The following is a 13,804-nucleotide window of genomic DNA, read 5'->3' on the forward strand; positions in this document are numbered from 1 at the left end:
CGTGGTGGCGGTGAGCGAGACGTCGTCCACCCCGTACGCGCCGGCCGCGTACCAGCCGCTGAGCGTGACGGTCATGGTGTCCGCGGTCGCCCCGGTGGTGAACGTCCGGGTCAGCAGCGTCCAGCCGGTGGAATTCGTCCAGGTCGAGGTGGAGACGCCGCTGCCGGCCGCGGCCAGGGTGACGTACGGGCCGCGGACCCAGGCGCTGAGCGTGTAGCCGGTGTTCGGCCGGACGGCGACCGTCTGCGCGCAGGGCGCGAGGTCGTTGCCGCCGGGGGTGGCGGTGAGCGCGTAGGCGCCGGAGTGCGGTGCGGCGGTGCCGACGGCGGCTGCCCCGGTGCAGCTCCACGGCGCCGCGGCGCCGGACTCGAAGCCGCCGTTCACCAGCAGCTCTCCGGTCGCGGCGCCCGCGCGGTCGGGCAGCAGGGTCAGGGCGGCCGCGGCGAGCAGCAGCGGGGCGGCCGCGGCGGCGGCGCGCATGCGTCGGGCGGACTGCGTCATGGGTCGCTCCGTGGGGGAGAGCGTGCCGGAAGGGCGGTCGACCCCACACTGTGGACTAGACCAAAGCGGCCGTCAACCCTGCCGCGGCCCGCCCTGCCGCGGCGTCGAGTCCCTTCAGGCGTCGACGAGTTCGCCGTCCTGGCCGGCCTTGGCGCGCTCGGCCGCGATCTCCTTCGCCTCCCGGCGGGCCAGCACCACCAGCCCGACCGGGACCAGTGCGGTGAACAGCCACCACTGCACCGCGTACGCCATGTGCGGGCCGATGTCGGAGTGCTCCGGCTCGGGCAGCACCTCGGGGTCGCGCCCGCGGCCGGCACCGAGGAGGCCAGCTCCAGGTAGCCGCCGAGCAGGGGCGCACCGGTCGCCTTCGCCTGCTGCCCGCTGTTGATCAGCTTGAACTGCCGGTCGGGCAGGCCGCCGCGGTCCCGGATCCCGCTGCTCGCGGTGGTCTCGTCGGCCCGCAGCCGGCCGGTGACCGTCACCCGGCCGCTCGGCGGCGCCGGCACCGTCGGATAGCTGGTCGCGTCCGAGCCGGACTCCACCCAGCCCCGGTTGACCAGCACCTCGCCCTTGCCGTCGGCGAGCTTCAGCGGGGTCACCACGAAGTAGCCGATGCTGCTGCCGCCCGGCTCCGTCCGCCCGCGGATCACGAACTCGTGGGCGGCGTCGTAGCTGCCGACCGCCGTCACCGCACGCCAGGTCTGCCCGGTCGGCACCGCCCAGCCGGGCGTGGAGAGCGAGTCGAAGGCGACCGGCGCCGCCGTGAGGTTGCGGCCGATCAGCGCGTTGCGGGCCACCCGGGCCTCGTGCCGGTGCAGCTGCCAGAACCCCAGCCGGATCATGGTGGGGATCAGCAGCAGCCCCACCAGCGTGATGGCAGCCCAGCGCCAGGACAGCAGAAATCGGTACACACCCGGCACGCTACGCCCTACTTAACGCCCGACCGGACACCGGGGTGGGGTGCGACCTCGCGCAGCAACTGGAGGAAGGCGTCCTCGCCGACCACCGGCGTGCCGTGCTCCCGGGCCTTGCGGGCCTTGCCGCTCCAGCTGTCCGGCTCGTTGGTGACCAGCAGGCTGGTGAGCCGGCTCACCGAGGTGGCGATGTGCAGCCCGGCCTCGATCGCCCGGTCCTCCAGCAGCTCCCGCTCGGTCGCGGTGTCGCCGGTGATCGCCACCCGCATGCCCTGCATCAGCGGGGTGCCGTCGCACCAGCGCCCCGGGTTCGGGTACGGGCAGGGCGGCCGCTTGCGGCTCGGCCGGTACGAGGAGGCGAAGGATCCGCGGGCCGGCGCGGGGAGGACTCCTCGCCGAGGTCGGTGACCGCGACGCAGGTGGTCAGCGGCAGCGGCAGGCCGACCTGCCGGGCCAGCCGCAGGCTGGGCCGGAACGCCTCGGCGAGCACCCGGGCGTCGTCGAGTGCGTTGTGGGCCTGGCGCTGCTGCACGCCGAAGTACTCCGCGAGCGAGGACAGCTTGCCGTTCGGCAGCGGCAGGCCGAGGTCGCGGGAGAGGACCATGGTGCACAGCCGCTGCTCGACCGGGGCGCGCAGCCCGGCCCGGGAGTACTCGCGGGAGATCATGTTCCAGTCGAAGAGCGCGTTGTGCGCCACCATGACCCGGTCGCGCAGCCGCTCCGCGAGCTCCTCGGCGATCTCCGGGAAGGTCGGGGCGTCGGCCAGCATCGCGCCGGTCAGGCCGTGGATCCAGACCGGGCCCGGGTCGCGCTCGGGGTTGACCAGGGTGTACCAGTGCCCGGTGACCTCGCCCTGGGCGTCGAGCTGGTAGACGCCCGCCGAGATGACCCGGTCGGACCGGCCGAGCCCGGTGGTCTCGACGTCGACGACGGCGAAGCCGGGGCCGGCCTCGGCCGCGGGCCGCTGCGCCGGGAACGGCGCGGGCGCCGGGTCGTTCCACGGTGACTGGATCGCATGCATGGTGCACCACTCTAAGGGCGACGGGCGGGTGGTCAGGCCGCTTCCCGTGCGGAGGGTGGGCCCGGCCGGGCCGGAATAGAGTGGTCGTCGGAGCGGTCGTACTACCGTGCGGGCGTCCCCGGGTCGTCCGCACCCCGACGACCGTCCGTCTCCCCGTGAAGGAATCCCCATGCGTGCCACCGTGATCCACGGCCCGAACGACATCCGGATCGAGGAGGTGCCGGATGCCGCGGTGCGGCGTCCGACGGATGCGGTGGTGCGGGTGGTGAACGCCTGTATCTGCGGCAGTGACCTGTGGGCGTACCGGGGGGTGGCGTCGCGGGTGGCGGGTCAGCGGATCGGTCACGAGTTCCTGGGTGTGGTGGAGGAGGTCGGCGCTCAGGTGCGGGGGTTCCGGCCGGGTGATTTCGTGGTGGCGCCGTTCGTGTGGTCGGACGGGACGTGCGACTTCTGTCGTGAGGGGTTGCACACGTCGTGTCCGGAGGGCGGGTTCTGGGGCGAGGTGGGGTCGGACGGCGGGCAGGGCGAGGCGGTGCGGGTGCCGTTCGCGGACGGCACGCTGGTGGCGCTGCCGAAGGACGCGGTGGGTGAGGAGAAGCTGCTGCCGGGGCTGCTGGCGCTGTCGGACGTGATGAGCACGGGGCATCATGCGGCGGTGACGGCCGGGGTGCGGCCGGGGGCGACGGTGGCGGTGGTCGGCGACGGTGCGGTGGGGCTGTGCGGGGTGCTGGCCGCGCACCGGCTGGGTGCGGGCCGGATCATCGCGCTGGGGCGGCACGAGGCGCGTACCGCGATCGCGCGGGCGTTCGGTGCCACCGACGTGGTGGCCGAGCGCGGTGAGGCGGCGATCGAGGCGGTGAGGGAGCTGACCGGCGGGCAGGGCGCGCACGCCGTCCTGGAGGCGGTGGGCACGGAGGAGTCGATGCGCACCGCGATCTCGATCGCCCGTGACGGCGGCGCGGTCGGCTACGTCGGGGTCCCGCACGGCGGCAGTGCCGGCGTCGACATCGGCCAGATGTTCGGCCGCAACGTCTCGCTGCGCGGCGGGGTGGCGCCGGCCCGGGCGTACATCCCGGAGCTGCTGCCGGACGTGCTGTCCGGTGCGATCGACCCGGGCCTGGTCTTCGACCGGACGGTCGGCCTGGACGGGGTGCCCGACGGCTACCGGGAGATGGACAACCGCACCGCCCTCAAGGTGCGGATCGCCCTCTGAACGCAGTCTTCTGACGCATCGTCACGACGGGGCGGCGCCGGGCTTCCGGTGCCGCCCCGTCGTGCCGCGCGGACGGTTTTCGGCCAGATCGCGTCGCCTCCGCGGCCGATCGTGCGTGGGCGCTGTCATGAGCGCTGCGGCGGATCTAGCATGCAGCGGCGCGCAGCTGTGATCCCCCTCACACGCAGCCCTGCCCGTGGACCGCCCGCGCACCCGAAGACGTCAGGAGGACCCCGCGTGGACAACCCGCCGACCGAACAGACGACCGGTACCGCAGAGGCTCAACGGATCGAGGAGGGACCGGAGTTCCGCGAACTGCGGTCGTCCTTCCGGGCCTTCGCCTTCCCGGTCGCTGCAGGATTCATCCTCTGGTACCTGCTGTACGTCCTGCTCTCCGGCTACGCCCCCGCCTTCATGGCCACCAAGGTCGTCGGCCACATCAACGTGGCGCTGGTGCTCGGCCTGCTGCAGTTCGTCTCGACCTTCGCCATCGCGGCCTGGTACGCCCGGTTCGCCGGCCGCCGGCTCGACCCGCCGGCCGCGGCCATCCGCGCCGCGCACGGCCCCGCCGTCCACGCCCCCGGGAGGCCGCCGAATGACCGCTCTGGCCAGCGCCGCGACCGACCACCGCGGCCTCACCATGACCCTGTTCGGCCTCTTCGTGCTGACCACCCTCGGCATCACGATCTGGGCCGGACGTCAGACCAAGGACGCGGCGGACTTCTACGCCGGCGGCCGCGGATTCACCGGCTTCCAGAACGGCCTCGCGATCTCCGGCGACTACATGTCCGCGGCATCGTTCCTCGGCATCGCCGGCGCCATCGCGCTGTACGGCTACGACGGCTTCCTCTACTCGATCGGCTTCCTGGTCGCCTGGCTGGTCGCCCTGCTGCTGATCGCCGAGCCGCTGCGCAACTCCGGCCGCTACACCATGGCCGACGTGCTGGCCTTCCGGATGCGGCAGCGGCCGGTGCGCACCGCCGCGGGCGTCTCCACCATCATCGTGTCGATCTTCTACCTGCTGGCCCAGATGGTCGGCGCCGGTTCGCTCGTCGCGCTGCTGCTCGGCGTGGAGGGCGACGGGGCCAAGCGCTGGACGATCGTCGCCGTCGGCGCGCTGATGGTGGTCTACGTCGCGATCGGCGGCATGAAGGGCACCACCTGGGTGCAGATCGTCAAGGCCGTGCTGCTGATCGCCGGTACCGCGCTGATGACCATCCTGGTGCTGGCCAAGTACCACTTCAACCCGTCCACCCTGCTCGGCGCGGCCTCCGACGCCAGCGGCAAGGCCGGCTCGGCGTTCCTGGAGCCCGGCCTCAGGTACGGCGCCACCGGCACCAGCAAGCTCGACTTCCTGAGCCTGGGCCTCGCCCTCGTGCTCGGCACCGCCGGCCTGCCGCACATCCTCGTCCGCTTCTACACCGTGCCCACCGCCCGGGCCGCCCGGAAGTCCGTGCTCTGGGCGATCGGCATCATCGGCTGCTTCTACCTGATGACCCTGGCGCTCGGTTTCGGCGCCGCCGCCCTGGTCGGCCCCGCGGCGATCAAGAAGTCCAACGCGGCCGGCAACACCGCGGCCCCGCTCCTCGCCGAGCAGCTCGGCGGCGGCGCAGGCACCACCGGCGGAGCCATCCTGCTGGCGGTGATCTCGGCGGTGGCGTTCGCCACCATCCTGGCCGTGGTCGCCGGTCTGACCCTCGCCTCCTCGGCGTCCTTCGCCCACGACCTCTGGGCCAACGTGATCCGGCGCGGCCGGGCCTCGGAGAAGGAGGAGGTCGCCTCGGCCAAGCTGGCCGCCGTGGCGATCGGCGCGATCGCCATCCTGCTCTCGATCTTCGCGGACAAGCTGAACGCGGCCGCCCTGGTGGCCCTGGCCTTCGCGGTCGCCGCCTCGGCGAACCTCCCGACGCTGCTCTACTCGCTGTTCTGGAAGCGCTTCACCACCGCCGGAGCGGTCAGCTCGGTCTATGCCGGCCTGATCACCTCGGTCACCCTGGTGATCTTCTCGACCGTCGTCTCGGGCGGCAAGAACTCGCTCTTCCCGCACAGCGACTTCCACTGGTTCCCGCTGGAGAACCCCGGCCTGGTCTCCATCCCGGTCGGTTTCCTGGCCGGCTGGATCGGCACCCTGCTCTCCCGCGAACGGGCCGATCCGGCGAAGTACGCTGAACTGGAGGTCCGCTCGCTCACCGGGCTGGGCGCCCACTGACCGGACGGACCCCGGGGGCCGTCACACCTCCCCGATAGGCTGGCCCGGCCCGCCCGCAGCGGCGGCCGGGCCGCTGGTCCTCGGAAGGGAGCCACGATGCTGCTCGACACCTTCGGCCGCCAGGCCGTGGATCTCCGTGTCTCCCTGACCGACCGGTGCAATCTGCGCTGCACGTACTGCATGCCCGAGGAGGGCCTGCAGTGGTTGGCCAAGCCCGACCTGCTCACCGACGAGGAGATCGTCCGGCTGGTCTCGATCGCCGTCCGGGACCTGGGCGTGACCGAGGTCCGCTTCACCGGCGGCGAGCCGCTGCTGCGCCCCGGGCTGGTCGGCATCGTGGCCGCCTGCGCCGAGCTGGCGCCGCGGCCCGAGCTGTCGCTCACCACCAACGGGATCGGGCTGGCCCGCACCGCCGCGGCGCTGCGGCAGGCCGGGCTGGACCGGGTGAACGTCTCGCTGGACACCCTGGACGCCGGGACGTTCCACACCTTGACCCGGCGGCACCGCCACGACGACGTGCTGGCCGGGCTGGCCGCCGCCGAGTCCGCCGGCCTCACCCCGGTGAAGCTGAACGCCGTCCTGATGCGCGGCGTCAACGACCACGAGGCCGCGGACCTGCTCGGCTGGTGCATCGACCGCGGCTACGAGCTGCGTTTCATCGAGCAGATGCCGCTGGACGCCCAGCACGGCTGGGACCGCTCCCGGATGGTGACCGCCGAGGAGATCCTGGTCCTGTTGCGGGAACGCTTCGACCTCGCCCCGGAGCCCTCCGCGACCCGCGGTGCGGCGCCCGCGGAGCGCTGGCTGGTCGACGGCGGCCCGGCCCGGGTCGGCGTGATCGCGTCGGTGACCCGCCCGTTCTGCCGCGCCTGCGACCGCACCCGGCTCACCGCCGACGGACAGGTCCGCAACTGCCTGTTCGCCACCGGCGAGACCGACCTGCGCACCGCGCTGCGCTCGGGGGCCTCGGACGCCGAGCTCGGCGACCTGTGGCGCAAGGCCATGTGGGGCAAGAAGGCCGGGGCCGGAATCGACGACCCCTCGTTCCACCAGCCGGACCGCCCGATGTCCGCGATCGGCGGCTGACCGGCGGCCGGCCGGCCGCCGTTCGGTGCCCTACGCCCGGAAGTCGGCGAGGGGGACGACCTCCTTCAGGAAGCCGCGGACGCCGAGGAACTGCGACAGGTGCTCGCGGTGCTCGTCGCAGGCCAGCCAGGTCTTGCGGCGGTCCGGGGTGTGCAGCTTGGGGTTGTTCCAGACCAGCACCCACACGGCGGTGGTGCGGCAGCCCTTGCCGGAGCAGACCGGCGGCCCGTCGGGGCCGTCCGCGGTGCCGAAGAGGCCGAGCGCGGGGGTGTCCATGGTGTGCCGTCCTGGTGGGTGCTGCCGGAGTTCTCACGGCCAGTCTCGCATCCGCGCACGAGTCGCCCGTACGCGGGCATGACGACGCCGGGCAGCCACGGGGGAGCCGCCCGGCGTCGGTCTGTCGTTCCGACGGGGGATGCGGAACGCGTACGCAGTATGTCACGGCGGAACCCCCGAATGGCTAGCTCTTCCATGATTTATCTGAGCCGGATCTGAGCTTTCCACCGGGTGATAAGCCGCAGAAACGGGCATATCGGCAAGCAGCCTGAGTGAGGATCAGTCCTGGGTCGGGGTGTCGTCACGCTCCGTGCCGGCGTGCGGGCCCGCGCCGGGCGCACCTGCCGGGTGCCCGGCCTGCTCGGGGCGCCCGCCGCCGCCCGTCCCGCCCGGCCCCAGCATCAGCTTCGCCTCCGGGGAGACGGCGAACGTGCTCGGCAGCCCCGGTGCGCGCTCCCGGCCCGCGTTGGCGATCAGCACCGCGAAGTAGGGCAGCAGGACGCCGCCCGCCAGGCAGGCGATCGCCACGTAGCGCTGGATGTCCCACAGCACCACCGCCAGCAGCACGCAGGCGGTGCGGACGAGCATCGAGATGACGTAGCGGCGCTGCCGCCCCGCACGTCCTCGGAGAGGCTGGTGCGCGCCCCCGTGATCCGGAAGACCGGCCCGCTGCCGGCGCTCTTCGCCATCTCGTCCCGCCTTCGTCCCCCGTGCCCTCGGACCGGCACGGCCTTCTCACGGTACGCCGCCGAACGGCCCGCGCGAAGGCCGGGGCCGCGCGGGGCGTCAGACGTTGCGCAGGTAGCGGGGCGGCACCGCGTCGGTGAGCCACACACCGTTGGCGCTGACCCGGAACTCGTGGCCGTCGGCGGCCATCGCGGCCGCGTCCACCACGAGGACGACCGCCCGGCCGTGCCGGGACCCGACCCGCACGGCCGTCTCGGTGTCCGCGGAGAGATGGACGTCCTGCCGGGACATCGGCCGCAGCCCCTCCCGGAAGACCGCCTCCAGGACCCGCCCGGTGGTGCCGTGGTACAGCACCGCGGGCGGGTCGCTGGGCGGCAGTCCGAGGTCGACCTCGACCGAGTGGCCCTGGCTGGCCCGGATGGACCGGCCGTCCTCCGAGAAGGCGAAGCGGCGCTTGTTGTTGGTCGCCACCACGTGGTCCAGGTCGGCCCGGCCGACCCGGGTGCCGTGCCGGGCCAGCGCGGCCAGCAGGGTGTCCACCGCGACCCACCCCGCCGCGTCCAGCGTGATCCCGACCGAGGCCGGGTCGTGCCGCAGGATCCGCGACAGCCGCTTGGACACCTTGACCGTCTGCTTCTCGTCCACTCCGTCGTCCCTCTTCGTGCTTCGTGCTTCGTGCTCCGTGCGCCCGGCTACGAGGCCTGGCTGACCGAACTCATGTGGAAACCCTCGACCCGCACCGGCGGCATCGCGGCCCGGGTGAACCAGTCGCCCCACTCGCGCGGCAGGCAGGGCTCCGTCCGGCCCACCTCGGTGATCCGCCCGAACAGGTCCACCGGCGACTCGTTGAACCGGAAGTTGTTGACCGCGCCGACCACCTCGCCGTTCTCGACCAGGTACACGCCGTCCCGGGTGAGGCCGGTGAGCAGCAGCGTCGCCGGGTCGACCTCGCGGATGTACCAGAGGCAGGTGAGCAGCAGGCCGCGCTCGGTGCGGGCGATCATCTCGTCCAGCGTCGGCGCCGCCGCCTGGTCGGCCGTCTCCAGCACCAGGTTGTCCACCGGCGGGTTGAGCGGCAGGCCGGTCAGGGCCGCCGAGTGCCGGGTGGTGAGGAGGTTGGCCAGTTCGCCGTCGCGGATCCAGTCCACGGCGGCCAGCGGGTGCCCGTTGTCGAACACCGAGGCGTTGTCGCCCGAGGAGTGGGTGAGCACGAACGGCGCCGCCGCCAGGCCCGGCTCGGCCGGGTCCGAACGCAGCGTCAGCGGCAGCCCGCTGAGCCGCTCGCCGACCCGTGTCCCGCCGCCGGGCCGGGAGAACACCGTGCGGCCCTCGGCGGCGTCCCGACCGCCGGCGGACCAGCTGAGGTAGACCATCAGGTCGGCGACGGCCGACGGCGGCAGCAGCGTCTCGTAGCGGCCGGCCGGCAGGTCGATCCGCTTGCGGCCCCAGGCCAGCCGGCGGGTCAGGCCGGCGTGCAGGCCGGCCACGTCGACGTCGGTGAAGTCGCGGGTGGCGGCGCCGGCCCACGCGGAGCCGGTCAGGTCGGCGGTCTTGGCGTTCAGCTCGACCGTGCCGGTCGGCTGGTCGTGCCGCAGCCGCAGGCCGGTGGAGGTGCCGAGGTAGCTGCTGGTGACCTCGTGCCGGGCGAAGCCGTACAGCAGCTCGCCGCCCTTGCGGGCGCGCGCGAAGGCCTCGCCGAGGGCGGGCGCGAAGTCGGCGAACACCTCGACGGAGGTCTCCGCCGGGGGCGCGGTGAAGTCCGCGGAGGCGGGCCGGGCGGCGATCAGCGGCCGGGCGTCCTCGGCCGGGCCGGCCGCGCGGGCGGCCGCCTCGGCGGCCCGGACGAGGCTCTCCACCTCGTCGGCGGTGACCGCCTCGCGGGAGACCACGCCCGAGGCGGTGCCCTCCGCGCCGTCGACGGTCGCGATCACGGTGAGCCGGCGGCCGCGGGTGACGCCGTTGGTGGTGAGGCCGTTGCCGGCCCAGCGCAGGTTGGCGGTGGACTCCTCGTCGGCGATGACGACGGTGCCGTCCGCCCGGGACGTCTCCAGGGCGCGCTCGACCAGCTCGTGGGGGTTGATCCCGCTCATCAGTGACCGGCCTCCTGCTGCGTGTTGAGCACGTTGACGTTGCGGAACAGCGCGGACGGGCAGCCGTGGCTGACCGCCGCGACCTGGCCCGGCTGGGCCTTGCCGCAGTTGAAGGCGCCGCCGAGCACGTACGTCTGCGGGCCGCCGACGGCGGTCATCGAGCCCCAGAAGTCGGTGGTGGTCGCCTGGTACGCGAAGTCCTTGACCTGGCCGGCGAGCCGGCCGCCCCGGATCGCGTAGGCGCGCTGGCCGGTGAACTGGAAGTTGTAGCGCTGCATGTCGATCGACCAGGAGCGGTCGCCGACGATGTACAGGCCGTTCTCCACCTGCGCGATCAGGCCGGCGGTGTCCGGGCCGCCGGCGACCGGCTGCAGCGACACGTTGGCCATCCGCTGGACGGGCACGTGCGCGGGGGAGTCGGCGTAGGCGCAGCCGTTGGAGCGGCCCAGGCCCTTCAGCCGGGCCATCCCGCGGTCGAGCTGGTACCCGACCAGGGTGCCGTCCTTCACGAGGTCCCAGGACTGCGTCGCCACGCCCTCGTCGTCGTAGCCGACGGTGGCCAGGCCGTGTTCGGCGGTGCGGTCGCCGGTGACGTGCATCAGCTCCGAGCCGTACCGCAGGCTGCCGAGCTTGTCGAAGGTGGCGAAGGACGTTCCCGCGTAGGCGGCCTCGTAGCCGAGCGCCCGGTCGAGCTCGGTGGCGTGGCCGATCGACTCGTGGATGGTCAGCCACAGGTTGGACGGGTCGACCACCAGGTCCATGGAGCCGGCGGTGACGCTCGGCGCCTTCATCTTCTCGGCGAGCAGCGAGGGGAGCTCGGCGAGTTCGGCGTCCCAGTCCCAGCCGGTGCCGCGCAGGTACTCGAAGCCGCGGCCGGCCGGCGGGGCCAGCGTGCGCATCGAGTCGAAGGCGCCGCTGCGCCCGTCGACCGAGGTGGCCTCCAGCCAGGGTGCAGCCGGATCCGCTGCTGGGTGGTCACGGTGCCCGCGGTGTCCGCGTAGAACTTGTTCTCCTGGACGGTCAGCAGTGCCGCCGTGACGTGCGAGACGCCGTCCGCGGCGAGCAGCCGGCCGCTCCAGTCGGCGAGCAGGGCGGTCTTCTCCGCGTCCGGCACGTCGAACGGGTTCTCCTCGTACGCGGAGACCCAGACCGCGTCGGCGTGCACCGGCTCGTCGGCCAGCTCCACCACGTCGGGGGAGCCGGCCGCGCGGCTGATCGACCCGGAGAGCCGGGCGACGGCGACGGCCTGCTCGGCGACCCGGGCCGCGGCGGCGGTGGTGAGGTCGACGCCGGCCGCGAAGCCCCAGGCGCCGTCCAGCAGCACCCGGACGGCGAAGCCCAGCTGGACGCTGTCCGACCCGCCGGACGGCCGGGCGTCACGCAGCCGCCAGGAGGCGCTGCGCACTCGTTCCATGCGGAAGTCGGCATGGCCGGCGCCGAGTTCGCGCGCGCGGCCGAGGGCCGCGTCGGCGAGGGCGGTCAGCGGATAGCCGGTGAACAGCGGGTCGACGGCGCGGGGTGTGGGCGGCATCGGGCTCCTGGGTCGGGCGGGTCGAGGGTGCGGGTGCCCACAGGGGCACCCGCATCGCATCATGTCCCGCCGACCGCCCGGGTATCCAGCGAATTCGCCCGCGCCGCGCGGCGGGCCGTCAGGCGATCGTCTCCCACCAGCCGTCGAGCTCCTGCGGCTGGTCGACGTCGACCCGCTCGCCGGGGCGCGGCACGACCACCGGGACGGCGTTCGCCTTGGCCTCCACCAGCAGCCGCTCGATCGGCTCGGACCAGCGGTGCAGCGCCAGGTTGAAGGTGCACCAGTGCACCGGCACCAGCAGCCCGGCGTTCAGCTCCCGGTGGGCGCGGACGGCGTCCTCGGGCGTCATGTGGATGTCCGCCCAGGCCTCGTCGTACGCGCCGATCTGCACCAGCGCGGCGTCGAACGGGCCGTGCTGCGCGCCGACCGCCGCGTAGCCCTCGAAGTAGCCGGAATCACCCGTGTAGTACACCTTGCGGGTCGGCCCGGCGATCACCCAGGAGCCCCACAGCGTGGTGTTGCGGGTGGTGCCGCGGCCGGAGAAGTGGTGCGCCGAGGTGAGCGTCAGGGTGAGGTCGCCCAGGGTGCAGGTCTCGTTCCAGTCCAGCTCGATGATGCGGTGCTCGGGCACGCCCCAGCGGCGCAGGTGGCCGCCGATCCCGAGCGGCACCAGGAACGGCGCGGACTGGGCGGTGACCAGCCGGCGCACGGTGGCCATGTCGAGGTGGTCGTAGTGGTCGTGCGAGATCAGCACCGCGTCCAGCCGGGGAGCTCCTCCAGCTCGACCGGCACCGGGTGCAGCCGCTTGGGGCCGACGTGCGCGGACGGCGAGCAGCGGTCGCTCCACATCGGGTCGAGCAGCACCCGGCTGCCCTCGATCTCGACCAGCGCCGACGCGTGTCCGTACCAGACGATCTCCACGCCCTCGGCGGCCGCGGTGTCGCCGCCCGGGTGCGCCTGCACGGTGGGCACCGGCAGTGCGGGGCGGCGGCCCTCGCGCTCGAAGAGCATCCGGCGCACCGTGTCGGCGTCCGGCGTGGTGTGCCGGGCCAGCTCGGAGGGCGCGTTGTGGAAGACGCCGTCGCGGTACTGGGGGAGTTGCGGATCCGCTCCTCGCGCGCGCCGTCGGGACGCCGGCCGAACGCGGCCGGGAGGTCACGCAGCGCGTACGCGGCGGCGCCGGCCGTGGCGGCCAGTGCGGCCAGCGCCAGCAGGCGGCCGCGCCGCCCGGTCGTGGCGGGGAGGTGTGCCTGGGTCATCCGTGCTTCCGCTTCTCTCGTCACCGACCGTGTGCCCGGCCCGCCGGCGTGCGGCACCCGGCGATCCGGGCTGCCCAGAGGGCAACGGGCAGGGCCGCCCCGGTTGTTCCCGAAGGCCGCGGCGCGTTGTCGGAATGCCACAGTTCAGGTGGGACGGACCTGTGGGACGTCGATCCGTCGAAGGGCCGCGACGACCGATAGCGTCACAGTGCGTACGCGTTCCCGGCGTACCGCTCGCGGTCCGGCGGCCTCTCGGCCGCGCGGAGACCGCGGTCAACTACTCAGAGAGGTGGATCGTTGAGCCGCTCGGTTCTCGTCACCGGAGGCAACCGGGGCATCGGCCTCGCGATCGCTCTGTCCTTCGCCGAAGGCGGCGACAAGGTCGCCGTCACCAGCCGCTCGGGCGAGGTCCCGGCGGAGCTCGCGGCGTACGGCGCCATCGCCGTCAAGTGCGACATCACCGACGCCGGTCAGGTCGACGCGGCCTTCACCGAGATCGAGGAGAAGCACGGACCGGTCGAGGTGCTGGTCGCCAACGCGGGCATCACCAAGGACACCCTGCTGCTGCGGATGTCCGAGGACGACTTCACCTCGGTGCTGGACACCAACCTCACCGGCGCCTTCCGGGTGGTCAAGCGCGCCTCGGCGAAGATGCTGCGGGCCCGCAAGGGCCGCGTGGTGCTGATCTCCTCCGTGGTGGGCCTGCTGGGCTCGCCCGGCCAGGCGAACTACGCCGCGTCCAAGTCCGGCCTGGTCGGCTTCGCCCGGTCGCTGGCCCGCGAGCTCGGCTCGCGCAACATCACGATCAACGTGGTCGCCCCCGGCTTCGTCGACACCGACATGACGGCGGTGCTCAGCGACGAGCGCCGCAAGGAGATCGTGGCCGGCGTGCCGCTGGGCCGTTACGCCCAGCCCGCGGAGGTCGCCGCCGCGGTCCGCTTCCTCGCCTCCGACGAGGCCGCATACATCACCGGAGCCGTCGTTCCCGTCGACGGCGGATTGGGCATGGGTCACTGA

9 protein-coding genes and 6 pseudogenes are annotated in these 13,804 nt (G+C 73.5%); 5 read left to right on the top strand and 10 right to left on the bottom strand.

The features are described 5' to 3' along the window. Positions 1–66: 66 nt before the first annotated feature. The 3 pseudogenes from ABEB13_RS29065 to ABEB13_RS29075 form a co-directional block, all read right to left on the bottom strand. Positions 67–501 (bottom strand): annotated as a pseudogene (locus ABEB13_RS29065) (carbohydrate binding domain-containing protein); the annotation flags it as partial. 114 nt (positions 502–615) lie between these two features. Further along, positions 616–1,412: pseudogene (locus tag ABEB13_RS29070) on the bottom strand (SURF1 family cytochrome oxidase biogenesis protein). Positions 1,413–1,429: 17 nt separating this feature from the next. Further along, positions 1,430–2,436 (bottom strand): annotated as a pseudogene (locus tag ABEB13_RS29075) (DEDDh family exonuclease). Between the two features lie 169 nt (positions 2,437–2,605). Between ABEB13_RS29075 and ABEB13_RS29080 the strand changes: the two are divergent. From ABEB13_RS29080 to moaA, 4 genes and pseudogenes are all read left to right on the top strand, one after another. Further along, positions 2,606–3,649: a zinc-dependent alcohol dehydrogenase family protein gene (locus ABEB13_RS29080; RefSeq protein WP_345707814.1), complete on the top strand. Its 1,044-nt coding sequence runs from the start codon at positions 2,606–2,608 to the stop codon at positions 3,647–3,649. Positions 3,650–3,799: 150 nt separating this feature from the next. Then, positions 3,800–4,204: pseudogene (locus tag ABEB13_RS29085) on the top strand (DUF485 domain-containing protein); the annotation flags it as partial. 40 nt (positions 4,205–4,244) lie between these two features. Beyond that, complete coding sequence (locus tag ABEB13_RS29090) at positions 4,245–5,858, top strand: solute symporter family protein (protein ID WP_345707815.1); 1,614 nt, start codon at positions 4,245–4,247, stop codon at positions 5,856–5,858. 96 nt (positions 5,859–5,954) lie between these two features. Next, positions 5,955–6,944 carry a GTP 3',8-cyclase MoaA gene (moaA, locus tag ABEB13_RS29095; protein ID WP_345707816.1) on the top strand — a complete coding sequence of 330 codons (990 nt, stop codon included), beginning with the start codon at positions 5,955–5,957 and terminating at the stop codon, positions 6,942–6,944. A 30-nt stretch (positions 6,945–6,974) separates the two neighbouring features. Here moaA and ABEB13_RS29100 read toward each other — a convergent pair whose 3' ends face one another. The 7 genes and pseudogenes from ABEB13_RS29100 to ABEB13_RS29130 all read right to left on the bottom strand — a co-directional run bounded on the left by ABEB13_RS29100 (position 6,975) and on the right by ABEB13_RS29130 (position 12,539). Continuing rightward, positions 6,975–7,220 carry a hypothetical protein gene (locus ABEB13_RS29100; protein ID WP_345707817.1) on the bottom strand — a complete coding sequence of 82 codons (246 nt, stop codon included), beginning with the start codon at positions 7,218–7,220 and terminating at the stop codon, positions 6,975–6,977. 279 nt (positions 7,221–7,499) lie between these two features. After that, positions 7,500–7,909 (bottom strand): annotated as a pseudogene (locus tag ABEB13_RS29105) (DUF3099 domain-containing protein). 97 nt (positions 7,910–8,006) lie between these two features. Beyond that, positions 8,007–8,552 carry an RNA 2'-phosphotransferase gene (locus tag ABEB13_RS29110; protein WP_345707818.1) on the bottom strand — a complete coding sequence of 182 codons (546 nt, stop codon included), beginning with the start codon at positions 8,550–8,552 and terminating at the stop codon, positions 8,007–8,009. 47 nt (positions 8,553–8,599) lie between these two features. Beyond that, positions 8,600–9,997 (bottom strand): metallopeptidase TldD-related protein, encoded by a 1,398-nt coding sequence (locus ABEB13_RS29115; protein WP_345707819.1) that lies wholly within the window; start codon positions 9,995–9,997, stop codon positions 8,600–8,602. Then, positions 9,997–11,528: pseudogene (locus tag ABEB13_RS29120) on the bottom strand (TldD/PmbA family protein). The gene ABEB13_RS29115 and the pseudogene ABEB13_RS29120 overlap by 1 nt, the downstream one beginning before the upstream one ends. Positions 11,529–11,646: 118 nt before the next feature. Beyond that, positions 11,647–12,375 carry an MBL fold metallo-hydrolase gene (locus ABEB13_RS29125; protein ID WP_345707820.1) on the bottom strand — a complete coding sequence of 243 codons (729 nt, stop codon included), beginning with the start codon at positions 12,373–12,375 and terminating at the stop codon, positions 11,647–11,649. Then, positions 12,276–12,539, bottom strand: coding sequence for an MBL fold metallo-hydrolase (locus tag ABEB13_RS29130; protein WP_345707821.1), 264 nt, complete (start codon positions 12,537–12,539; stop codon positions 12,276–12,278). The genes ABEB13_RS29125 and ABEB13_RS29130 overlap by 100 nt, the downstream gene beginning before the upstream one ends. Positions 12,540–13,084: 545 nt before the next feature. On the opposite strand from ABEB13_RS29130, the gene fabG reads away from it, so the two are divergent. Beyond that, complete coding sequence (gene fabG / locus ABEB13_RS29135) at positions 13,085–13,804, top strand: 3-oxoacyl-[acyl-carrier-protein] reductase (RefSeq protein WP_345707822.1); 720 nt, start codon at positions 13,085–13,087, stop codon at positions 13,802–13,804.

Origin of the sequence: Kitasatospora paranensis (genome assembly GCF_039544005.1) — a bacterium.
GTDB lineage: Bacteria > Actinomycetota > Actinomycetes > Streptomycetales > Streptomycetaceae > Kitasatospora > Kitasatospora paranensis.